General features: G+C 39.0%; 23 protein-coding genes. 17 read left to right on the top strand and 6 right to left on the bottom strand.

The genetic code is table 11. The features are described 5' to 3' along the window. Positions 1-137 precede the first annotated feature (137 nt). Positions 138-893: an STAS domain-containing protein gene (locus H9648_RS02565; protein WP_191752198.1), complete on the top strand. Its 756-nt coding sequence runs from the start codon at positions 138-140 to the stop codon at positions 891-893. Between the two features lie 560 nt (positions 894-1453). Here H9648_RS02565 and H9648_RS02560 read toward each other — a convergent pair. Then, entirely contained in the window at positions 1454-2134 is a 681-nt protein-coding gene (locus tag H9648_RS02560) for a DNA alkylation repair protein (protein WP_191752197.1), read from the bottom strand. A gap of 231 nt (positions 2135-2365) precedes the next feature. Here H9648_RS02560 and H9648_RS02555 point away from each other — a divergent pair, with 231 nt between their 5' ends. Next, positions 2366-2899, top strand: a complete 534-nt coding sequence (locus tag H9648_RS02555) for an NfeD family protein (protein WP_191752196.1) — start codon at positions 2366-2368, stop codon at positions 2897-2899. 15 nt (positions 2900-2914) lie between these two features. Next, positions 2915-4480 (top strand): flotillin lipid rafts scaffold protein FloT, encoded by a 1566-nt coding sequence (gene floT / locus H9648_RS02550; RefSeq protein WP_191752195.1) that lies wholly within the window; start codon positions 2915-2917, stop codon positions 4478-4480. A gap of 176 nt (positions 4481-4656) precedes the next feature. Here the strand turns inward: floT and H9648_RS02545 are convergent, their stop codons facing one another. Then, entirely contained in the window at positions 4657-4968 is a 312-nt protein-coding gene (locus H9648_RS02545; RefSeq protein ID WP_191752194.1) for an MTH1187 family thiamine-binding protein, read from the bottom strand. A 72-nt stretch (positions 4969-5040) separates the two neighbouring features. Here H9648_RS02545 and H9648_RS02540 point away from each other — a divergent pair, with 72 nt between their 5' ends. The 6 genes from H9648_RS02540 to brnQ all read left to right on the top strand — a co-directional run bounded on the left by H9648_RS02540 (position 5041) and on the right by brnQ (position 10132). Beyond that, the gene (locus H9648_RS02540) at positions 5041-5460 is read left to right on the top strand and encodes a GNAT family N-acetyltransferase (protein WP_225218684.1); all 420 of its coding nucleotides are present in this window, start codon (positions 5041-5043) and stop codon (positions 5458-5460) included. A 54-nt stretch (positions 5461-5514) separates the two neighbouring features. Continuing rightward, entirely contained in the window at positions 5515-6429 is a 915-nt protein-coding gene (locus H9648_RS02535; RefSeq protein WP_191752192.1) for a Nif3-like dinuclear metal center hexameric protein, read from the top strand. A 40-nt stretch (positions 6430-6469) separates the two neighbouring features. Then, entirely contained in the window at positions 6470-7012 is a 543-nt protein-coding gene (locus tag H9648_RS02530; RefSeq protein ID WP_191752191.1) for a GNAT family N-acetyltransferase, read from the top strand. Positions 7013-7115: 103 nt separating this feature from the next. Next, positions 7116-7730, top strand: a complete 615-nt coding sequence (locus tag H9648_RS02525; protein WP_191752190.1) for a DedA family protein — start codon at positions 7116-7118, stop codon at positions 7728-7730. A 350-nt stretch (positions 7731-8080) separates the two neighbouring features. Beyond that, a complete protein-coding gene (locus H9648_RS02520) occupies positions 8081-8623 on the top strand; it encodes a YhcN/YlaJ family sporulation lipoprotein (protein WP_191752189.1) in 543 nt (180 codons plus the stop codon). Between the two features lie 195 nt (positions 8624-8818). Next, positions 8819-10132, top strand: coding sequence for a branched-chain amino acid transport system II carrier protein (brnQ, locus tag H9648_RS02515; protein WP_191752188.1), 1314 nt, complete (start codon positions 8819-8821; stop codon positions 10130-10132). Positions 10133-10184: 52 nt separating this feature from the next. Here brnQ and H9648_RS02510 read toward each other — a convergent pair whose 3' ends face one another. Next, a complete protein-coding gene (locus H9648_RS02510; protein ID WP_191752187.1) occupies positions 10185-11642 on the bottom strand; it encodes an NAD(P)/FAD-dependent oxidoreductase in 1458 nt (485 codons plus the stop codon). 343 nt (positions 11643-11985) lie between these two features. Next, a complete protein-coding gene (locus tag H9648_RS02505) occupies positions 11986-12693 on the bottom strand; it encodes a hypothetical protein (protein ID WP_225218683.1) in 708 nt (235 codons plus the stop codon). 249 nt (positions 12694-12942) lie between these two features. On the opposite strand from H9648_RS02505, the gene H9648_RS02500 reads away from it, so the two are divergent. The 3 genes from H9648_RS02500 to H9648_RS02490 all read left to right on the top strand — a co-directional run bounded on the left by H9648_RS02500 (position 12943) and on the right by H9648_RS02490 (position 15661). Further along, positions 12943-13800 carry an ABC transporter permease subunit gene (locus H9648_RS02500; RefSeq protein WP_191752185.1) on the top strand — a complete coding sequence of 286 codons (858 nt, stop codon included), beginning with the start codon at positions 12943-12945 and terminating at the stop codon, positions 13798-13800. Further along, positions 13797-14819 (top strand): ABC transporter permease, encoded by a 1023-nt coding sequence (locus tag H9648_RS02495; protein ID WP_191752184.1) that lies wholly within the window; start codon positions 13797-13799, stop codon positions 14817-14819. The genes H9648_RS02500 and H9648_RS02495 overlap by 4 nt, the downstream gene beginning before the upstream one ends. A 65-nt stretch (positions 14820-14884) precedes the next feature. Then, complete coding sequence (locus H9648_RS02490; protein ID WP_191752183.1) at positions 14885-15661, top strand: protein-glutamine gamma-glutamyltransferase; 777 nt, start codon at positions 14885-14887, stop codon at positions 15659-15661. A 62-nt stretch (positions 15662-15723) separates the two neighbouring features. Here H9648_RS02490 and H9648_RS02485 read toward each other — a convergent pair whose 3' ends face one another. Beyond that, positions 15724-17049: a murein hydrolase activator EnvC family protein gene (locus H9648_RS02485; protein WP_225218682.1), complete on the bottom strand. Its 1326-nt coding sequence runs from the start codon at positions 17047-17049 to the stop codon at positions 15724-15726. Positions 17050-17429: 380 nt separating this feature from the next. Here H9648_RS02485 and H9648_RS02480 point away from each other — a divergent pair, with 380 nt between their 5' ends. The 3 genes from H9648_RS02480 to H9648_RS02470 all read left to right on the top strand — a co-directional run bounded on the left by H9648_RS02480 (position 17430) and on the right by H9648_RS02470 (position 19479). After that, entirely contained in the window at positions 17430-17981 is a 552-nt protein-coding gene (locus H9648_RS02480) for a sigma-70 family RNA polymerase sigma factor (RefSeq protein WP_225218724.1), read from the top strand. A gap of 4 nt (positions 17982-17985) precedes the next feature. Then, positions 17986-18642, top strand: a complete 657-nt coding sequence (locus H9648_RS02475) for a hypothetical protein (RefSeq protein ID WP_191752181.1) — start codon at positions 17986-17988, stop codon at positions 18640-18642. A 72-nt stretch (positions 18643-18714) separates the two neighbouring features. Next, positions 18715-19479, top strand: a complete 765-nt coding sequence (locus tag H9648_RS02470; protein ID WP_191752180.1) for a DUF4931 domain-containing protein — start codon at positions 18715-18717, stop codon at positions 19477-19479. A gap of 16 nt (positions 19480-19495) precedes the next feature. On the opposite strand, the gene H9648_RS02465 is transcribed toward H9648_RS02470, so the two are convergent. Next, complete coding sequence (locus H9648_RS02465) at positions 19496-21133, bottom strand: M20/M25/M40 family metallo-hydrolase (protein ID WP_191752179.1); 1638 nt, start codon at positions 21131-21133, stop codon at positions 19496-19498. 158 nt (positions 21134-21291) lie between these two features. On the opposite strand from H9648_RS02465, the gene H9648_RS02460 reads away from it, so the two are divergent. Together H9648_RS02460 and H9648_RS02455 are read left to right on the top strand one after the other, a co-directional pair. Continuing rightward, positions 21292-21996 carry an ABC transporter ATP-binding protein gene (locus H9648_RS02460; protein WP_191752178.1) on the top strand — a complete coding sequence of 235 codons (705 nt, stop codon included), beginning with the start codon at positions 21292-21294 and terminating at the stop codon, positions 21994-21996. Continuing rightward, complete coding sequence (locus H9648_RS02455; protein WP_191752177.1) at positions 21980-23293, top strand: ABC transporter permease; 1314 nt, start codon at positions 21980-21982, stop codon at positions 23291-23293. Before H9648_RS02460 ends, H9648_RS02455 begins: the two co-directional genes overlap by 17 nt. Positions 23294-23432: the final 139 nt, after the last annotated feature.

Below are 23432 nucleotides of genomic sequence, written 5' to 3'. Positions count from 1 at the left end.
ACTTCACACAACAGTGTTTTTTGTAAAGATTTAGATAGCGCTTACATTTGTGAGGGCTCTTTACTCTTTTTTATAGAGTAATAGGATGATCTCGGATATGATAGGAACAGGACTGTAAAAAAAGGGGAGCGCTTCTTATGGCTTATGAGTTAGAAGAAACAATTAAGGACACACTGAATTGTTTAGAAGAGAATATCTTTTATATAGAGCAAGACTTCCATATTTCATGGATGAATAGTAGCGGCAAAAAATTAATAGAAATGATGAAGACTTACCTTAATATAGATTCTGCAGAAGACATTCTAGGTTTACATATTAGAAGTTTTCATAAGAGCTCTTTTCAAGAAGAGCTGATGAAAAAAGGTGAGTTTCCGATTGATATGCAGATTGTTCTCTTTAATCGGTTTGTTGCAAGATTAATCGTGAAAGAACTAATCGTGCAGAATCAGAAAAGGGGTTATCTATTAACGTGGAAAGATATCACAGAGCGCGAACAGGAAAGAGAAAGAACAAAAGAAATGCTGAATGAACTAGCAACACCTATTCTTCAAACAATCGCAAACCATACGCTTTTAGTGCCGCTGATCGGAGAGCTTACACTCGAGAGACTCGAGACGTTAACTACAAAGCTATTAAAAGAATGTTTAAACAATGGAGCGGATTATGTCATCTTAGACTTTTCAGGTGTAACAACTATAACAGATCCTGAGCTGGGTCATGAGATTCAAAAGCTTACAGATACGATTAAGTTGTTGGGAGCAGATGTATTGTACTGCGGTTTTCCGAAAGAGATGGTTAAAAATATGGTCTCTCTTGGTTTACATACGAATCAACTTTCATTTGCATCTTTTCGAAATGCTATTCGTCATGTTGTCTCAGAACTTCAAAAATAAAGAAGCAGCCGTTTAGTGGAGGTCACTGAAAAAGTCACTCATTAGAAGATTTGGAGCGGTGACCGCTCCAGGGTACATGCTTTCCGCGGGGCGGGCGGTGAGCCCCCTGCCGCTTTGCGCCTTTAGTGGTCTCACCTGTCCCACTCGTCCCGCAGGAGTCAGTACCCTTCCGCTCCAATCACTACATGTTTGTAACTTAAATTCAAAGTCCTTATATATGGCACTTTATGATTTGATTGTTCCAGGAGATACTGAATGAACTAGTAGACTTTTTGTTTATGTAAGATGAAATACTGGACAATAGTCGTCATTACAACGGCTGGAATGCCACTGAGACACAGGTATGATGTGCAATCATCATAAGGTGTGGTGTGTATGGAATGGAAAGTACCGTTACATAATTGCGGTAATTATAAAGAGAATCATGAAGTTAATTAAATAAAAAAAGGTAAGGCAAGGTAAAAAAACATGGGTTTCGCATGTGATTTCATGCAAGCCCATGTTTTTTACTGATAAAAGGAAAAACCGGTGAAATTCAACCGGTTTTTCAGTAGCTTCTTTTAGTGCGGCTGCTTAGTCTTTTTAATATTCTTAATCGCCTCTTTATAGGAAAGTGGACTTAACTCCTCTGTATGAACGAACTCCCATACCCAATCGGGGTCTGTGTAGGCATATTCTCTCAGCGCCCATCCGATGCCTTTTCGGATAAAGAAATCTTGATCGTACTTTGTATCCTTAATAATTTGTGCTAGAAGCTCTTTATCGGTCTTATCTTTGTATCCTAGTTGAAACAGAATGGCTGATCGCATAAGCCAAATGTTCTTGGATTGAACCCAACGTTCCGTAACATGTTCGATCTCTTCTGGAAACTTCATGAAATAAACCCCAGCAATATGTTTAGCAATATGATCAACCGTATCCCACCAGCTTTTATTCACGATGGTATACTCGATCCATTCGATATCCTCTTTTGTCATCTGCTTCTTTAACTTTTCAACAATTGTAAACGTTGCATACTGCATCTCCCGTTCCGGCTGAGACCAAGCTTCTTTAATAAGTGATGGTAGTTCTTCTTTTGAAGGCAATCCATACTCCTTTAAAAAATCCTTCATACTTTGTTTCAAAATGGGAGAACGAATACCGAAAAATTCGAACTGATCACGCATATACTTTTTCATTGGTTCTGCATCTTCTTTATTCGCTTGTCTGTTTAAAAACTGCCACAATTTCTCTTCAAACATGGGATTTCACTCCTTTTAACAAAATTATACAAAATATTGTTAACTAACTGAAACTTTTTTCTTACGTACTCGTAAATATCTATATAAAACCAATATTGGAAATTAATTATTGTCGACAAAATTTTACAATCTTTTTTGTTTCACTTTGTTAAGGTTATATCAAATTCGACAAAAGGACGTGATTATTTATAGCTTTGCCATAAAAAGTTTATGAAGATAGGAGAGAAGACTATGGAATTATTCGGATATCCGTTGTCTACGATCTATTTAGGAAGCTTTATTGTTTTCGGGTGCATTACATTCGTGTACATCCTATTTGGTGACATGCTTGATGCAGCTTTGGATTTCTTGCATCCAGCGCTTATCTTATCCTTTTTTACAATAGGAACAGCGTCAGGCTATTTATTAGAGATCATGACGGATATTAACAGCTGGTTCATCATGGTATTTAGTAGTTTACTATCGTTATTGCTCGTGACGCTATTAAATGTTTTCGTACTGATGCCGATCCGTTCATCTGAAGAGTCTTTAGCTTATCGAGATGAAGATCTTAAAGGAAGAGTGGGTACCGTATTAACTTCGGTTCCGACAGATGGGTTTGGCGAGATCTTAATCGAGGGCATCAGCGGAAGGATCTCTAAATCCGCAATAAGCATGGATAACAAACCAATCTCTCAAGGAGAAAAGGTGTTGATCATCGATATCCAAAAAGGTGTCGTATCTGTCATGCGCTATGAGCAAGTGGAACAAACATATATTCATTAAACTGGAGGGGTTATTATGAGTTTTTCACCGTTGTTTATCGTTATCGGGGTTGCTGTATTCTTAGTCGTTGCTCTTATTAGTGTTTTTATTACAAAGTATAGAACGGCGAGCCCAGATGAAGCATTGATCGTTACAGGAAGCTTCTTAGGAAGCAAGAACGTAAATATTGATGAATCAGGTAATCGTATCAAGATCGTTCGCGGGGGCGGTACGTTTGTACTTCCTGTTTTCCAACAAGCAAAGCCGCTTAGTTTGTTAACGAGTAAGTTAGACGTTCAAACACCAGAAGTTTATACAGAGCAAGGTGTTCCCGTTATGGCTGACGGAACAGCGATCATTAAAGTAGGAAGCTCAATCGGTGAGATCGCGACTGCAGCTGAGCAGTTCCTTGGAAAGTTGAAGGAAGATCGTGAAAATGAAGCTCGTGAAGTCCTTGAAGGTCATTTACGTTCTATCTTAGGATCGATGACGGTGGAAGAAATCTACAAGAATCGTGAAAAATTCTCGCAGGAAGTTCAACGTGTAGCTTCTCAAGATCTAGCTAAAATGGGATTAATCATCGTGTCGTTTACGATCAAAGATCTTCGTGATAAGAATGGATACTTAGATTCTCTTGGTAAGCCACGTATCGCACAGATTAAGCGTGATGCTGACATGGCGATGGCAGAAGCTGAAAAAGAAACGCGTATCAAACGTGCTGAAGCAGATAAAGAAGCAAAGCAGTCAGAGTTAGGCCGCGCGACAGAAGTAGCGGAAGCTGAAAAGATGAATCAGTTGAAAGTGGCTGAGTTCCGCCGCGAGCAAGATGTGGCTAAAGCCCGTGCTGACCAGGCTTATCACCTAGAAGAAGCAATCGCAAAACAGCAAGTAACAGAACAGCAGATGCAGATTAAGATCATCGAGCGTCAAAAGCAGATCGAGCTTGAAGAAAAAGAGATCCTGCGTCGTGAAAAGCAATACGACTCTGAAGTTAAGAAGAAGGCCGATGCAGACCGTTATGCGGTTGAACAGTCAGCCGAAGCGGATAAGCGTAAGCAAGTGGCTGAAGCGGATGCTCATAAGTATCGTGTTGAAGCTATGGCAAAAGCCGAAGCTGAGAAAGTGCGCTTAGACGGACTTTCTAGAGCCGAAGCAGAACGTGCAAAAGGGGAATCCGAAGCAGATGTTATCCGTCTGAAAGGTCTTGCTGAAGCCGAAGCGAAACAGAAGATCGCTGAAGCGTTTGAGTTATATGGTCAGGCTGCTATGATGGATATGATGATTAAGATGCTTCCTGAATATGCGAAGCAAGTAGCAGCACCACTTGCTAACATCGATAAAATTACAGTCGTGGATACAGGCGGCGGTGAGAATGGTGGAGCAAACCGTATCACAGGTTATGCGACAAACTTAATGTCCTCACTTCAAGAATCTTTAAAAGCTTCATCAGGCATTGATGTTAAAGAACTGTTAGAAAATTTCTCTGGAAAAGGGAATGTGCGTAATAGCATCGACGATCTCCGCATCGAATTTGCTAAAAAAGAACCAAATGCAGTAGCAACAAAGGAAAAAGCAGAAGTAAAAGCGTCAAAGGGTGAATAAATAAAGAAAAAGCTTACTCTCGATGGGGCGAATTGCCCTATGAGAGTAAGCTTTTTTGTAAATATGGTTGCTCAGGAGACGTTGAGCGAATTTATGCTCGTTCACGAAGATATATGCTCGCTTACCGAGATTTATGCTCGTTCACATAGATTCCACGTACCAGCCAGATTCAACTATTACTCCTTATTCATCCGAGCCTCAACAGCCTCTAGCTTTCCTGCCATCGTAGATTTTTTATCGCGGCGGTCATCGATGCGAATGTTTGTGGCTACTCGCTGAATGCCTTTTGAAAAAGGAACTTCATGAAGCTGCTGGATCACATGAAAGAGATCAGAAAGCTCGCCTTCTATTAATGTGCTCATTGGAGTAAGCTGGTAATTTACCTTATCTTTGTTTTCCTGAAGCACTTTTTGTATTTCAGCTACATATTCACTAACACTCGGAGTTTCAGTACCGATCGGAATGATTGTAATATCTACAATAGCCATGAATAGAACACCTCAACTTTTTTCTCTATTGTAGCAAACCTAAACGTAATGACAAACAAAAGGATGATACATATGGAAATACATAATGCGAAGAAACAAGATCTATATAAAATAATAGAATTAGATAAAAAAATGATAGGAAGTGATCATAGGAAAGAAGAGATCAATCAGGCGATAAAAGATGAAAAGTGTTTGATCATGTTTCAGGAAGATGAAATAGCTGCATTTTTAATATATCACACTCATTTCTTTGATTGCTCTTTTATATCCCTCATCATGGTTGACCCTGCTCATCAAAGAAAAGGACTAGGAAGTAGCTTATTAACACATATGACTAAAATTTCTCCAACAAACAAACTATTTTCATCAACAAATGAATCGAATGAATCTATGAAAAAGACTTTTATCAGGAATCACTTTAAGAAAAGTGGTTTTGTAGACAACTTAGACGAAGGAGATCCAGAGATTATTTATTTTAAAAGTTGTTATTAGAAAATCGGTGCTGTTCAACAAACATCCCTTTTAAAAAGAAAGGAAGAAAACAAGATGGTGAAACTAAACAGATTAGATTCAGCGATTGATGAACTTTTTACATATAGAAAAATTGGAACTGATCCAGCGTTCAGTAGGTTTATTCCGATGGTTTACGATCCAATCGATTTTGATTGGCGCAATGAGTTCCAACCCGAATTCACAGAACTGTTCAACGGACTCATGCTTAGAGGAGATGAAGAGGTCAATCGTGTATTTTTGGCTGTGTTTCCTATAGAAGAAGTATTAGAAAGATTCATATCTGAAAGTAGTCCGGGAGATCTTTTATTCATGCATCACCCCATTGTTATGGAATGCGGAGATCCAAAAGGAAAATTTGGAAGAGGCTTTATACCGATCCCTCCACATTTTATCGAACAGATGAAGAAAAAACGTTTATCTGTGTTTACGCTTCATGTACCACTCGATTATTCACGCGAGATCAGCACGAGTGATGCATGGGCAGAAGCATTGAATGCAACAGTTATCGGTGAGTTACTGAGAGATGAAAAAGGAGCATGCGGTATTCTGTGTGAAGTAGCTCCAACTTCCACAGAGGACTTGATTCATCATTCAACCGAAATGTTCAAAATTCCTTATGCAGATGTGCATGGTCCTTTCCATAAACACATAACGAAGATTGCGATTGTAGCTGGTTGCGGTGATAAAGTAGAAGCGATGATCGAAGCAGAAAAGATGGGGGCAGAAGCCTATTTAACAGGAGAGGTACACTGTCACATCGATAATGAGTACGGTAAAAAGAAGTATGAACAGATGAAAAGTTATATAGGTCAAACAACAATGAGCTTAATCGGCGTATCGCATTCTGCTTCCGAATATTTAGTGCATGCCACACAGTTGAAATCTTGGTTTGAAGAGCAGTTTCAATTGCCTGTAACGCTTCTGCCACAGAGTAAATGGTGGGTATGATTCACACACAAAAAAGTAGAGATGATCGAGAGGAGAAAACATGAACATACGAAGAGCCCAAATAACAGATGCAGCAGAAATAGCGAAAGTGCACGTGAAAAGCTGGCAGCAATCGTATAGAGGCTTAATAGAGGACGACTACCTATCACAGATGTCAGTTACTGAAAGAGAACAAAGATGGAGTGAATGGTTGGACCAGAAATCACACATTGTACTTGTTTTAGAAGATGAGAATCAGCAGCTTTGTGGATTTATTTCTGGAGGTTCCATCAGATCACAACATCAATATGAGAGTGAAGTATATGCTTTTTATTTATTAAAAGAAGTGCAACAAAAAGGACATGGAACCAAATTGCTTAAAATGTTCTCGGAAAAACTTATTACATTAGGAAAAAAGAGTATGATTGTGTGGGTATTAAAAGATAATCCATCAAAACAAGCATATATTTCTTTAGGTGGGAAAAAGATAGATGAAGAACAGGTTATGATAGGGAAGCAGCAACTGTTAGAAGAATGCTTTGCTTGGGATGACATAGCTTTAATTCTTACAACTGCTAAGAATCACACGGACCTAAATACATAGTAACAATCTACCTACATGATACTTAAATGTATTTTTCTCTTTCCAAAACATCCAATTTATCGTTACAATGGTAGAAGGTGTAAAAAAAGAAGTTGGTGACGTTATGGAATTTGATTTAATAAATATCATTCATCAATATAGCTACTTTGGTATTTTTTTATTATTGGCATTAGGTATTATCGGATTACCTATTCCGGATGAAATCCTTTTAGCCACTGTAGGATACTTCATTTTTGCAGGGGATCTTCCCGCTTTACCTGCTGTAATGAGTGCTTTTTTAGGAGCGATAGCAGGTATAACAGGTAGCTATTATTTTGGAAACATCTTTGGTAAACCTCTATTAAAAAAGTTAGGACCAAAATTTGGTGTTTCTGAAGAAAAGATAGATAAAACACAAAGTTTCTTTTTAAAGTACGGAAAGTCAGCTTTGTTTTTCGGTTACTTTATGCCAGGAATCAGACACCTGACTGCCTATTTCGCCGGAATGTATTCTTTAAATTGGAGACAATTTGCACTATACGCTTATAGTGGCGCTATTTTCTGGTGTTCATTCTTTATCATTATCGGCTATCAGCTTGCAGGTCGATGGGCTTTAGTCATGGAAGTGATCCATAAGGTTGGCCTGATCGCATTTACAATCGTAATCCTAAGTGTTGTTGCGTGGATCATCTTTAAGCCGAAAAATAAAGGTTCCTATTCGAGTGGCTGGTTTAAATAATAATGTCTTCCAATACTGGAAGGCTTTTTTTTATGTCTTTTAACAACGTTCTTTTCTAAAAGATTGTTGCTTTGAACTCCTTGTCACCTTTTGAAAATTGATTGGAGTGGAAGATGCGAGACTCCTACGGGACAGGCGGGCAGCTGAGACACTTAAGAGTGAAACGTACGAATGTGGCTCAGCGTCTGCCCCGTGGAAAGCGAGCAGCCTGGAACGGAAAACAACACTTTCAAAAGCAACAAAGCTTACGAAAACAGCTTTTTAATAAAAATCATTGCTATGTATATTTTCTCTTCAACAAACAAATTTTATTAGATGACAGTCAAAAATTTTAAAAGGAGTGTCATTTAATGAAAAAGACTATTCTCGTTACTTCAATGGCCGTGATGCTATCATCGTTTCTAGGTGCTTGTGGAATGAACAACAACGACAAGGACATGGGAAAAGAAGCACGTAACAACATGACTGAAGTGAACTACGACAACCGTGCTGACCGCAATATGGATAACATGAATAACAACATGGATATGGGTATGGATAATCAGTACGACGAAAATACGCGTATGGATGTAGCAGATAAAGCGGCTAACAAAGTAACAGATCTTAAAGAAGTAGACGATGCGACAGTTATCGTTACAGAGAACAATGCTTATGTAGCTGCAGAGCTTAAAGGCGGCGAGAGCATGAAGCTTTCGAGAGAAACAGAAAAGAAAATCGGCGATACAGTTCGTAAAACAGATCCTGATATCAATGATGTTTTTGTTTCAACGAACCCTGACTTCATCGATCGTATGAACGGATATGCAGACGAGATCAACAAAGGAAACCCTGTTTCTGGTTTCGTAAAAGAGTTTAACGATACGATCAAGCGTGTGTTCCCAACAAACCGTTAAATCATGATTTAAGGGCTGAGATTTCTCAGTCCTTTCCTTACGAAAACATTTGTTAGAAAATTCATTATATCTGAATATTGACTCCAATCTCATATCGTGTTACAAATACATATGGATAAAAAAATATTTCGACAAAATTCGATAAATACTATAAAAATGAAATCTTATAGATGACCACGGAGGAGGAAATTTAATATGCAGAAGCGAACGCTCTCGGTGGGCTTAATGTTATTTGCTTTGTTTTTCGGAGCTGGGAATTTAATCTTTCCACCAGCCTTGGGTCAGTCAGCAGGTGAAATGGTCTGGCAGTCCATGATTGGCTTTTTTATAACAGGAGTTGGATTACCTTTATTAGGGGTAATCGCGCTAGCACGTACCGGTGGGGGCCTTCAAACGTTAACGGAGCGAGTGAATCCGTTATTCGGTTCAGTTTTCGCAATCATCCTTTATTTAGCCATAGGGCCGTTCTTCGGAATCCCAAGAACTGGGACCGTTTCTTATGAGATGGCAGTTGTTCCTTTCTTACCAGATTCTATGAACAATGGCCTAACCCTTTTCTTGTTTACCGTTGTATTCTTTACGGTAACATACTGGCTTTCGTTAAACCCATCAAAACTTGTAGACCGAATCGGTAATATCTTAACGCCATTATTATTGCTCATTATCGTATCTCTTTTAGTTAAGGCGGTAATTACACCGGTTGGAAAACTAGGAACGGCATCTCCTGATTATGCAAGCAATCCTTTAGTTAAAGGATTTATGGATGGATATTTGACGATGGATACACTAGGAGCACTTGCGTTTGGTATCGTAGTCATCACAGCAGTGAAGCGACCAGATATGAAAAAAGAACAAGTGACCAAAATGGTTATTAAAGCGGGTTTGATCGCAGCTACTTGTTTAGCCGCTGTTTATGGCATCTTAGCTTATTTAGGAGCAACAAGTCAGGCACTTGGTCAAACGGATAACGGCGGGCAGATTCTTACCAATGTTGTAGCGGAACTATTTGGACCGTTCGGAAACGTACTACTTGGACTTGCTGTAGCACTAGCTTGTCTTACAACATCCGTAGGTCTTGTCACTGCATGTGGTGAATTTTCAAAAAAAATGTTCCCAAATGTTTCATATAAAACCGTTGTACTCACGATGAGTGTGTTCAGTGCAGGTGTTGCAAACTTAGGATTAACACAGCTCATCTCAGTTTCTGTACCTGTTTTAACAGCGATCTATCCGATTGCGATCGTATTGATCCTGCTTTCTTTCCTACATGATTTATTCTCTGGGAGAAAGGAAGTATACATCGGTGGAATCGTTGCAACTGCACTGGTCTCAATAGCAGATGGATTAAAAGCTTTTGGACTTAAACTTGGTGCAATCGAACAGATTTATTCCCATATCCCTCTTTATGTAGATGGAATCGGATGGCTGCTCCCAGCGATCATTGGATCAGTTGTAGGTTTTTTCATTGCCGTAATAAGAGGTAGAATCGTTATCTTCTCTACAAATTAAGCAAAAACGAATGCCTTAGGATCAGAATCCTAAGGCATTTTTTTGATTTTATTTATACCAACGCTGGTGTTTTTTCTTTTAACTTAGCTGCAACGTTTTGAGCGATCCATACGCCACATGCACTTGCTTGGGCGAGACCACGCGTAATCCCAGCACCATCTCCACCAACATAAAGCCCGTTGATCTCTGACTCGAATTTATCATCGAGCTTTGGACGTGCAGAATAAAATTTAGCTTCTACACCATAAAATAATGTGTGTTCTGATGCGATACCTGGTGTTACTTTATCTAAAGCCTCAGTCATCTCAATCAAACTTTTCATCGTGTTATATGGAAGCACAAGCCCTAGGTCACCAGGAACCGCTTCTTTTAACGTTGGACGAAGGAAGCCTTCTTTTATCCGCTTATCTGTAGAGCGACGTCCTTTTAAGATATCACCATATTTCTGAACGACAAGTCCACCCATAGAAAGCTGGTTGGCAAGTCTTGAAACCTCATGAGCGTATTCAGTAGGCTGATCAAATGGTTCAGCAAATTGATGAGACACGAGCAGCGCAAAGTTTGTGTTCTCGCTGCCTAGCTTTGGATCTTTATAGGCGTGTCCGTTCGCAAGCATAATGCCAGAGTGATTCTCCACGACAACGTGTCCGGAAGGGTTGGAACAAAACGTTCTTACTTTTGTGCCAACAGATGTATTAAAAACAAATTTTCCTTCGTAAAGGTGTTTGTTGATCTCTTCCATCACCAAGTTGGAAGTTTCGACACGAACGCCAATATCCACTTGATTAGCTGTCATTTTGATACGTCGTTTTTTAAGAATTTTCGTAAGCCAAGTTGATCCATCGCGGCCAGGAACAATAACAACTTTCTCAGAAGTCAGAGAAGTTTCGTCTTTTAAAAGGATTCCTTTTGCTACATAACCTTCAGCCGTTCGCTCTGTAATGAGATCTTCAACCTCAGCTTTATATTTCATCTCAATGCGCGTTTTTAAATATTCATAGATGCTTTTCATTATTTCAAGGTTTTGCTCTGTACCAAGATGACGAACTTGAGCTCGTAACAGCTTTAAACCAGCTGCATAACCGCGCTTTTCGATATCCTTAACTTCTTGTGTCAGTGGGTCAGTAATCGAATCTGTGGCTCCATGCTCTAGGTTGATAGCATCTACATATTTAATAAGTTCAACCACTTGTTCTTCAGAAAGATAATCAGTCATCCATCCTCCGAATTCGCTCGTAATATTGAACTTTCCATCCGAATAAGCTCCTGCTCCGCCAAAACCATTTGTGATCGAACAAGCTGGTAAACAACCGGCAAATTCTTTTCTGCCTGCTGCAGGCGGACATTTTTGAATTTTCTTCTCTAAAATCGGGCACGAACGTGCATAGATGTCATGACCCTTATCTATTAACAAAATCTTTGCATCTGGAAGCTGTCTTGTTAGTTCATAGCTCGTAAAAATTCCTGCAGGACCTGCGCCAACAACAATTACATCATAATGGGTATTCATAATAATCCCCCTTGAAATACTTGGTAGTTTTTTCTTGAATTGTTTTTTCCCTTGGTAAATATAACAATTATTAAAATGGATTTCAACTAAAATACGAACAATTACCTAAAATATTTTATTTTTATTCGTGTTTTTCAGTTGGGAGGTGATAGGTGTGAGGATCGTGCTGGGTATTAATGAACGTTTGCCATCTATAATTCCTGAAATTCTAGTGTTATTTCTACGAGTGTTAACGTTTATCCCACGAGTCGACATGGATCAACAATTTCTACTCTCGCGCTATACCCCTTGATCGTCTCAACTCTCAAAACAAAAAAACCAAAAGAAAAAGCTTCTTCAGGTTTTAGAATCTGATCTTCATGATCTTCCAGCTGTCTGTCATCGATTTTCGTTCCATTAAAAAGGTAAAAGTATCTGTTTGTAACCCGTTATCATCGTACTTTTTTACTCTAGCTCTTATTTCAGTTCGGACAACAGGAGGATACCTGGTGCTTGGAGATCTGATCTCATACTGCATGCTTGTGATGCCTTTGAACAGCTCTGTAACGGTCGAGTCTTCAAGCAGGTTCTTGTTTAGAACAGGCATAGCTATTTTTATATCTTGCTGCTTCATACCAACTAAAAACATAGAAACAGCTTGTTTCGCGCTTGCTCCAGCTGCATATTTGGTTAGTTGTCCTCCAGCTTTTAGAATCATAAATTGATGTGAAGGATCAATATTGCGTGAACGGTGTGTTGAACTACCTAAAAAATGTATGCAAAAATGGCCAGGAAATCCGTTTTCTAATGCGCCTGCTCCATGAGGCATTCCGTGCATGCTGCCTGCGAGCATCCTCCCGTTTACGGGGATTAGTATAGCACGTCGGTTCCAGCTCCATTTATCGTTATACAGATGCTTTAGAACAGCTGTATCGTCACGAGTCAACGGCTGTACATCAGCATGTTTGTTGCCAGCTCTTCTTTGTACTTGAAAATAAAAGCCTGTTTCTAAATCAACAACTTTAAAAGTAGCACCTTTCGGAAGGAGTTTGTTCACTTTCTCCCACTCCAAAACTTCCCCCTTTTTTACGATTGGGAAATAAGTTAGGGGTTCTTTTGCTTCAGAGGTGAGGGGAAAGAAGAAGCTTAAACAAGCAGTTAATAGAACTCCAATTCTGATCTTATTCCACATAGTCAGTCCTCAATTCCGTATGTTTTTCTCTTCCTTAATATGGATTGTTTTGTCCTTTTTATCCTTCAAAAATAATGAAGTGAATAAAAAGGATGAGATGGTTCGTCTAACAAGGAAAGGGGGAGCTTTATGAAGATTATTAAAAAATTGTTCATGCAGCTGTTTCTAACGATTATTTCAATCGTACTGATCAGCGGTCTGCCAGATTTAATCATGAACAAGAACGTATCCATGTATTTTCAAAAAATCAAAGTTGTTCTATTAGATGTTATTCATTTAAATGAGATGACTTATATGAACCAGGGAAAGCAGAGGTTGTTTTTAGAGGATATTTGGTCACCGTATCTGTATTCGTTAATCATTCTTTTTGGCGCATTATTTATTGCCTTTTGTATGGCACAGCTTCTTACTTGGTGCACGTTGATTATGCCGATGTTTATTAGGAGGACCGTGAAGAACATTCTTACGTTTTTAGAATCATTACCAGATCTTCTTGTTTTTGCACTCGTACAGATGGGAATTGTTCTTATTTTTAAAAAGACAGGAATACTCGTTTCAAATGTAGCTTCACTAGGAGCTGAAGATCGGATTTATATGATGCCGATCGTGTGTTTAATGATCTTGCCTTTTGTTTATTTTTATAAGATGATGATCCTTCTGTCGGAAGAGGAGCTCGGAAAATCTTATGTTGAGATGAGTTTAGCGAAGGGCATGCGAAGAATATATGTACTCATTGTTCACGTTACGAGGAACACGAGTGAGGGAATCTTTCATTTTTCAAAGTCCGTTCTATGGTTTATGATTTCAAACCTGCTCCTTGTTGAAGTAATCTTCAATATTCATGGTATTACTCATTATATGTATAGTGATTTTAGACCAGAGATGTTAGCCGCTTGCCTCATTTTGCTTGTTATTCCTTTTTTCCTTTTATATGCGGTATTCGAATGGACGATCGTTCGATTCTCAAAAAGAGGTGAGCTGGTATGATTCGAAGCATAAAGTTTTGGGTCGGACTCTCTATCTTGGGTGTATTCATCTTTTCCAGCTTTGGATTCGCCTTATTTTATGATAGTGACGTTCGCCAAGTCCAGTTGCTTTATGATGATAACAAAAATCTGATAGGTGGCGCACCTTTTGAGCCATCATTCATGTTCCCTTTAGGTACAGATCCCTTGGGTTATGATATCAGCCAGAAAGTTTTGCAAGGAGCAAAATTTACGTTAATCGCAGTAATTGCAATCGGTGTGTTTCGTGTTCTGTTTAGTTTTATCGTGGCAATTCCATTTGCTTTTTACCTGCCAGAAAAGATTCGTAAAGGATTAGATCAGCTGCTTAGCTCATTCTATTTTATTCCGCTTACGATCATCGCTGTTTTTATTTTGAGTCCTATTTTAAGTGAGCAATTGAATGCTGAAGGAGATGAGTTCTTTCTATATTCGTTTACCGAACGAATTGGCCTTGAAGTCATTATTCTAACGGTGCTCGTCGTACCTTTACTCGGTTCGATGATCGGAAACATGATGGCAGCCGTATTAAAAGAAGAATTTATAGAAGGAGCAAAGCTATTAGGTGCGAGCAGGTGGCGTATATTCACAAAACATGTTATCCCTCACATGCTGCCTAAACTTGTAATTGTATGGTGTCAGCAATGCGTTCAAGTACTGATTATTTTTACTCATCTAGGCTATTTTAAACTGTTTTTTGGAGGAACAGATATAGATTTCAATCCGATCATGGCAGATCCGCCGAAATCATTATCAAACGAGTGGTCAGGTCTTGTTGGTGATTATTACATCCAGATTCATGCCAATCCTTACATTGCACTCGGTCCGATCATCATGTTCGGTATCGCCATCTATGCCTTTCAGTTAATAGGTGAAGGTTTTCAACATCACCTACAAACGAGACATTATAAAACAATGAAGCATGATAGCATGTCAGGAAAACAAAAACTCGTGAGTGAAACGAGATTGTCTTTTGATTTCGTGCATAAGAGAAGCGCTTAAAAAAAACACCACTTTTCTCTTCTCGCCATACTATGTAATATCCTGTGCAGACAGGGGGGAGAGAAATGATTTTTGTTAATGGGTATCCGGTAAAAACGGCTCAAATCTCTGGATTTAACTCACTTACACCCACACAGAAACAAGTAGGCGAAAAGCTTGAAAAATCCAGAGAATCGTTTTATTACACAAGTCCACATCAATTTTTATTTGAAGTGGTCATGCGTACAAATATTGTAGCAGCTGCAAACGCTATGCGTGACAGTGGAGCAGGGTTCGCGACGTTCGTAAATTCGCGCTGCAATCCGCAATATTGGAGAAGAACAGCTTATGGCGGTTTTTTGCTTCGATCCGATGCCCGTCCTTCTGACGCCATCTCAGATATTTTTATCAATGGAAAACGGTACGGCTTCGAATGTACAACAGCTATAATGATCATGATGTACAAAGCGATTCTTGAAACAATTGGAGCGGGTATGTTTGATCAATTGTTTAACGGGTTGCTTCTCTACAGTACGGAACATGATGAAGATCTACAGATTATTGCAGTACCATCTGGGGATTCGTTGCCAGGAGATGTGAGATATGTTAAAAATCCAGAACATCATCCGAATACGCCTCAATGGCAAGGTGAAAACCTGATCGACCTTGGAAACGGACAGTTTTTTGGTCATGGCATCGGAACAGGAACCATTGGAGAGGTCATCGATGTTCTTAATCAAAAAAGAATGCCTGGCGCAACGGTTTCAGCTTTTTTAACAGCAGAAATCATAAGGCCGAATTATCGACTCATGTCGGAATACACACGTCATCCAATTCGAAGACTGCTTGGTGGAGTTATATAATATGCCTAGACAAAAAGACGCAGAGAGCTGTAATCTCTGCGTCTTTTGTATTTTAGTTATGATTATTGAAGGTATGGTCTCGGATCGACTGCATTTGATTTTGAGCCGTTCCAAGGGCCTTTATGCAATTCAAAGTGCAAATGCTGCCCTCTAGAAGCCCCTGTGTTACCTTGGTAGCCTAAGAATGTCCCTTGAGAGACAGACTGACCTTGACTAACTGCAGGCGTTGATCTCATATGTGCATAAAGTGTTGTGTACAACTGCCCGTTAATGTAGTGGGTAATATAAACAACGTTACCATAAGAGCTTGAATAGTAAGCTCTCGTAACCGTTCCAGATGCTGCTGCTACGATAGGAACGGTACTTCCGCCTTGAGCGATATCCATTCCGTAGTGCATGCCCGCGCTCCTGTTACCAAAACCAGAAGTGATGAATCCCTGTGAAGGCATGATAAAGTCACGACTCACTGGCGCTGGAGCAGGTGTTGGTGCTGGCGGTGGAGTAGGTGAAGGAGAAGATCCAGAACCCCCAGAACCACCAGAGTTGGATTTGTTCTTCTCTCTAGCCTCTGCTTCTTCACGAGCTTTTTCCGCCGCTGCTGCAGCCGCAGCTCTTGCTTCAGCTTCTCTCTTCTTGCGTTCAGCTTCTTCACGTTTCGCACGTTCGATCTCAGCTTTAATCGCTGCTTCTTGTGCTGAAAGAAGTTCGTTCGTCTCATCTAACTGCATAATATGATCATGTAGATGGTCTTCTTCCGTCTCGAGTTGAGCGAGAAGCGCATTCTTTTGTTTTTTCTGATCCGTTAGCTTTTGGTTTAATCCTTCTAACTCAGTTAAATCTGAATTTAAAGACAAAAGTTCACTTTCAACCTGTCCTTTTTTCTTTTCAACAGACTCTTTATCTTGTTTGTGCTCTTCTAAGATGGCTTTATCTTGTTCAGCAATCACGTTTAATGCAAACACGCGATCAAGGAAGTCACCGAAATCTTTAGAACCTAATACCACATCTAAATAATTTACCGCACCGCCGCTTTCGTACATGGAAGTTACGCGTTCTTTTAGAAGTGCATCACGTTCTTTGATTCTCTTTTCAAGAACATCAATTTCTTTTTTTAGTTTTTCAATAGAAGCTTTCGTTTCTTGGATCGATTCTTTTTTGTTTCCGATATCATTAAGAGTCTTGTCTATAGAACTCTCTAATTTTTGAATTTGATCTAACGTATGATCTTGCTGATTTTGATTCTTCTTTAATTCACCCTGCTTTTCCGTTTGCTCAGAGCGATTTTTTTCTTTTTTCTCTTTTATAGAAGACAGAGTTTCTGCCGATACCGTATATGTACTGAATACTAGACTGAGAGACAGTGTAGCCATAACTAGCTTACGTTTCAAGATGGGTACTCCTCCTTGTATGTGCAAATGTTGCCAATTTCTTTACTGAAGTGATTATACCATTGATTAATCATCAGTTATTGCGAAATAATATTACATTTATATTTCAAAATATTACACATTGAAACATTATTCGACGGTATATCTGTAGAGATTTGTCTGTATTAGGAAATTAAAAGGTAAAATCAGCGTGGTAATCGAATAAAAGAGTAGGTAAATAGCATGGTGTTTCATTACAAAGATGAATTCAAAGTAAGTTTAATAGAGTCTCATTCTTTATAAAATCGGTTGAATTTTTTTAAAGTTAAATAATGAGTAAAAATATCATGTTCAACCGTCATATAGATAGGGTGTTGTTAAAGGAGGGGAAGTTCTTGAAGATGATCAATCGGAGATTTAATAACGAAGGCTTTGATTCTCACTCTCTAAGCCAAGAAGAGTGGATCATACAGATTATGGAGGTTTACCAAGACAAAGTGATAAGACTAGCTTATACATATGTTAAGGATCGGAAATTGGCAGAGGACTTAGCACAAGAAGTATTTGTGAAATGTTACATACATAAAGACAACTTTAGAAATGATTCCTCTGTTAAAACGTGGGTATATGCAATCACTGTTAACTTGTGTAAAGATTATTTAAGAAGTGGATGGAAGAAATACATTCAAGTGATGGACCGGTTCGGTAAGTCGAGACCATCCTCTGTTCTAACACCAGAACTTTCAATCGTCCAAAAAAGTGAACATGAGGCGTTAGCAGATCAAGTACTAAAACTGCCTCTTAAATATCGAGAAGTGATCCTTCTTTTCTATTATAAAGAACTAACCGTATGCGAGATCAGCCAAATCTTAAATAAAAAAGAAACGACGATCAGAACATTACTTCAGCGCGGAAGAGAACTGTTGCGTCGAAAACTGGAGAAGGGTAGGTGAGATCATGGAGGATCCTTTCAAGCAGCTGCCTGAAATATTGAACAACGGCCGTATGAAAACAATAACGTTTAAAGAGGAACATAGACAGAAAGTCCTTCAGAGAACAAGGAATCTCCACAAGCCACCTGCACCAAAAAGCATGTGGTATCACTGGTTTCATCAAAGTTTAAGTCTAGCTCTTGGAGTGGCGTTTATCTTTATTTTTGTTCAATTTGCCGAGAGCACGCCTTTTCCGCTTCATGAGAAAAAAGAAGCTCAATCTATAGCAAAAATTCCATATGTCAATCAAGCGATCTTAACGAAAGCTAGGCATGATATGCGAAACCATCACAAGATCTCAGATGTGGTGGCTAATCAAAAGAAAGATACTCTTACCGTTTTTATTACGTTTCCGAAAAATCTATCACAAGAGAAACAAATTTTTCTTACCGAGTCGTATTTAAAAGAGGTATCACACCTTACCTTAAATGAACCATACAAAGTGCAAAAGAATTTGGGAGAGCTATGGAACTATGTTAATGTAAAGATCTATACAACAACAGAATCTGAAGACGATATGTTAAGACAACTGATGCATGTTGATCAAAACTTTGATTGGAAGGGTTCCATTAATAAGCATGACGGAATATTGAAATGGGAACGCATATCTGGATATAATTAAACAACCTGTTAAAAGGTTTTCATTAGAACAGCTAGAAAATAGATTAGGAAACAAGCAAAAGCGGTGAATAGAATGAAAAAAACACACATTAATTTTTTTACAGAAGTAGGAGCTCAGAAGCCTAATAGTATAAGGAATAAAGAAACACCTTGTCCGTTTTGTCGGATTGATGAGCTAGAGGAAGTCTTAGATAAGCAAGATTCGATCATTCTTGTTAAAAATAAATATACCGTTCTCGATGGTGCCTTTCAAACTGTCTTGATTGAAACAGATGAATGTGAAGGTGAGCTCTCAAACTATTCGAAGGATCATCTATACAAAGTCCTTCGTTTTGGGCTTGAACATTGGAATAACATGTTGAACAGCGGTAAATACACGTCGGTGATGTTCTTCAAGAACCACGGTCCTTTATCGGGTGGAACGATCCGTCATCCTCATATGCAGATCATTGGATTGAACGAAGTAGATTGTCTTCACGATTTTTCCGCGAATCAGTTCATAGGATTGACTATTCTTGAAAAAGAGGGAGTCAGCTTTACTGTATCAACTGAACCAAGAGTTGGGTTCTATGAATTGAATGTCATATGGGAAAAAGACGCTGAACTTTCTTTATTCGCGGATTGTATTCAAGCTGGAACTCATTTTTTGCTGAATCATTTTCATAGAAGTTGTACAAGTTACAATCTTTTCTTTTATCAACATAACGAAAAGACATATTGCAAGATCATGCCTCGTTTTGTGACCTCACCTCTATATATGGGGTATGGTGTACAGCAAGTAGCGAACAATATTGAGGGAATTGCACAAAGTATCAAAGATCTTTACTTTAAACCATAAGAAAACCAGATCTTCCTCAGATCTGGTTTTTTGCTTGATCAAATAACGTTTCCATCGCAAAGATGATTAACGGGTGTGTTTCATCCATTACCTTGTTGATCTCAAGCCGCTCTGTCCATTGATGTGCATCCTTCCCAAGCGGTCCGATGTTAATAACCGGAATATCAAGTTCTCTCATATCATCAAACGGAATATGGTAGCGAGATCCTAGTAAGGGAAAGTTACTTGTGAAAGATGAAAGATCACGAGAATCTCCATGAAACCCAATATAGCTCAAGTCAGATAAGCCGCTAAAATAGTGGACATTCACGAGCTCGCTGTTGAATGTATTTTTCGCATGACTGACTACCATATCCGATGTGGCTTTAATCAGCGGGTGGTCGCTTGAACATACAGCTGGATAAAAAGGCGGTGTATAGAACAAGACGATCATCGGAGAGATGTCTCTGCAAAGACTTGCTAGCTCAAATACATATTGAATCGTCAGCTTTCTTTCATCCGCGTTCGGATTGTTCGTCTGAAGCATGTTTTCTCTGCGATCAAGTTCTTCTTGTCCATATTTAGTCACGGCGTGTTCATATAGTTCATTAAAAGTAAGTACTTTAATACTTTCTTTTTTCGGCGTGAACGGTACGATTTCGGCGACGTTTTTGCTTCTTTCAAAGAGACGGTCTTCTAATCGAAGCGCTGCGATTTTTGCGCTTTTTATTAACATATCCGTGATGTCCGATAGCGATCGATTAAAGAGCATGAGATTGAACAGCGTTACAGCTGCGTGAGGAATCTGGACAGAGTAGTGATCTTTTAAATCTTTTTGAATCAAATTTGTTGGAACAGGAGTAGCCTCCTCACGAAACTTCTCTACATAATCTACGTTCCATTCTAGTTCTCTCGTAATCTCAGCAGCCATCACATTTCCGTTCATACCTGCCAGTGGCTCGCCTACATGAGTCTCCTTACCGTAACAGAGAAAACCAGGAAGAATCTTGCCTGTTGATCCCGTATACATGTAGGAAGAAGTATCTCCTGGGTATTTTGTGAAGCTTGGTTCTCCGTTCAAACATGTAATGTATTTTATATCATACTCCTCTTGAAGCTGCCGTAAGACACTGACACCCGCAAGCATTCCTTCAGAATGAACTTCTTCATCCGGAACAGAAATCATGAGTACGTTTCCTTTAAAATGACCGGTTGTCGCTTTTTCGATCATCGACATATGAAGAGCGACGCCAGCTTTCATATCCATGATGCCACGACCGAAAAGCCATTCGCCGCTATTCAGGTCATCTTGAACAAAAGTATGCAGCAGCTCTTTGTTCTCCATGATCTTTTCAGTCAGTTCTTCTGGGCGAAAAGCGAGATGCTTCCATTCACCAAAGTCTTCTACGGAAACAACATCAAAATGGCTCAGCAAAATAATGGTTTCTTTAATCGAAGGATCATTCTGTACAAAAGCAGTGATCAGTTTTCGACCATCTGGAAGAGGATGATGGCGAACGTAATCAGGATGCTTCGTGAAATAGTCTAATGATGAGAGCGTATGGTGAAGGTGCTCGGCCATAAACAATTCTCCATCATGATGGGTAATGCTGGGGATCGAAACTAGATCTTTTAATAGTTTCTTGTATCCCTCTTTTGTTTGCCACTTTAACATATGTGTACCTCCTAGATGTATGCCTTTGTTACCTATACTCTTCTTTCCCTTTAAATCCTTCTTTAAAAAGTTACTTGGAATGTATTGACAGATAATAAAAGAAAATGGTATATGTGTATTATAACGAGTAGTACACTTAGGACAAAAGGGGTGTCAACATGATTACTGTAAGTGATTTATCATATGCTTTTAAAATCGGTAAGAAAGAAAAAGAGAATATTGTACCTGTTCTTCATCATGTCGATCTGCATGTAGCAGAAGGTGAAATCGTAGCGATCGTAGGAAGAAGCGGATCAGGAAAATCGACGCTATTAAACCTGATTTCTGGTTTTATTAAATCGCAAACTGGAGAAATTATCATCGATGGAAAGCAGGTTAGTGGATTTTCTGAATCGAAGTGGGCTGAATTTCGATTAGAGCATCTAGGATTTATTTTTCAAAGCTTTCAGCTGATTCCTAGTATGACAGCTTATGAAAATGTAGAGCTACCATTGGTACTCAAGGGAGTTAGCGAGAAAGAGAGAAAAGAACAAACGATAAAGATGTTAAAGAGAGTCGGTCTAGAACAGTATCAAAGCCATTATCCAGGAGAGCTCTCAGGAGGTCAGCAGCAGCGCGTTAGTATAGCCAGGGCACTAATCCTGAATCCTCCTCTTATCCTAGCAGATGAACCAACAGGTAGTCTTGATTCTGAGAATGAAAAAGAACTATTAAACTTTATTAAAGAATTGAATGAAAAAGATGGGATTACGTTTTTAATCATTACACACGATCATGAAGTAGCTTCTATCGCTCATCGAAAAGTAGAGATCAGAGACGGTTACTTAAGAGAAGGGAGCAAGCTTCATGAAGTTCAAAGATAAACATCGATTTGTAAGAAGCAATATGAAAAGAAACAAGACCCGTGTATGGATGACAATCCTTGCCTCTACGATGGGGTGCGCCTTTTTGATCATGCTCGCCTCAGTAGGCTTTGCGATTCATAAGACAGCAGTAGATGATGTGATGAGTTATCGATTGATGAACGAGATTGAAATACAGAGTGAAAACGGTCCTTTAATTGAGGAAGACGTGAAAAAACTCCAAGTTATTAAGAATGTTAAAGCAGTTAGTCGAAAGAAATATGTACCTGCGAATGAACTGTCACTAGGAGAATACACAGTCTATGCTGACGTAAGCAGCGCAAATATGCCTTCTGAGAGAAAAGCAGGCTTGCAACTTGAAAAAGGAAGAATGCCTAAGAGTAAAAATGAGGTTATAATCGGACACCATTTTGCTCAAGAATTAAGAAAAGAGATGCCTGAAAACTTTACAGAAGGAATGAGTGAAGAAGAGGCACAAAAGAAGCTGAAGAAATTAGCTTATGATGGAGATTTGTTAAATAAAACATTAACCTATCATATGAAGGTAGATAATCCAGACATTAAAACAGAAACACAGATAAAAACGGTGAAAGTGAAAGTTGTAGGTATTAAGAAGAAGCCGAATAAAGAATGGATAATAGACAGTTCGGTGATGATTACGGATGATCTGCATGGTGAAGTGATGCCTCTATTGAGTGAAATAGATCCTGAACTTAAGAACAGTGATGATTCTTATAGTGCTGTCAAAGTATATACTTCATCAGCCGAAGATGTTAAAGCGGTATCGGAAGAGATTAAAGATAAAGGTTATCTTACTTATTCTGTTGTTAGCGAACTAAAAGAACTGAACATATATTTCACATTATTTAAAGCGGGCTTGATTTTCATTGGTGGTATTGCTGTGCTCATTGCTTCTATTGGCATTTTTAATACGATGACGATGGCTGTTACGGAACGCTCACAAGATATCGGAATCATGAAAGCGATCGGTGCTACGCCAAGAACGATTAAGCGCATCTTCCTTTTAGAGAGTGGATATATCGGATTATGGGGAGTGGGTTTAGGAACAATCTTAGCCTATCTCATTAGCTATGGAGTCAATTTTGCACTTCCTATCATCGTTGAACAGTTTTTGAACGAGAAACCACCTGAAGATTTTATTTTATCTTATATACCGTGGAGTCTGACTATAATCGCCGTTACCATCTGTATGAGCGTAACTTTACTATCTGGATGGCGGCCGGCTGCAAAAGCTACTACAGTTGATGTATTAAAAGCGTTAAGAAGAGATGTATAAAGAAGCATCAGCCGATACTAAGAAATCGGCTGGTGTTTTCTTTTTGTATATGTAATCAAAACGGATTAGCTCTTATTAAAGGAAAACTCCTGATCAAAATCGAAAGGGATATAACAGGGGAGTGAATGAGCATATGAAA

Source organism: Fictibacillus norfolkensis (assembly GCF_014836645.1).
Lineage (GTDB): Bacteria > Bacillota > Bacilli > Bacillales > Fictibacillaceae > Fictibacillus > Fictibacillus norfolkensis.
Note: the sequence above shows the minus strand (reverse complement) of the source record. Positions and strands in the feature narration are given on the sequence as shown.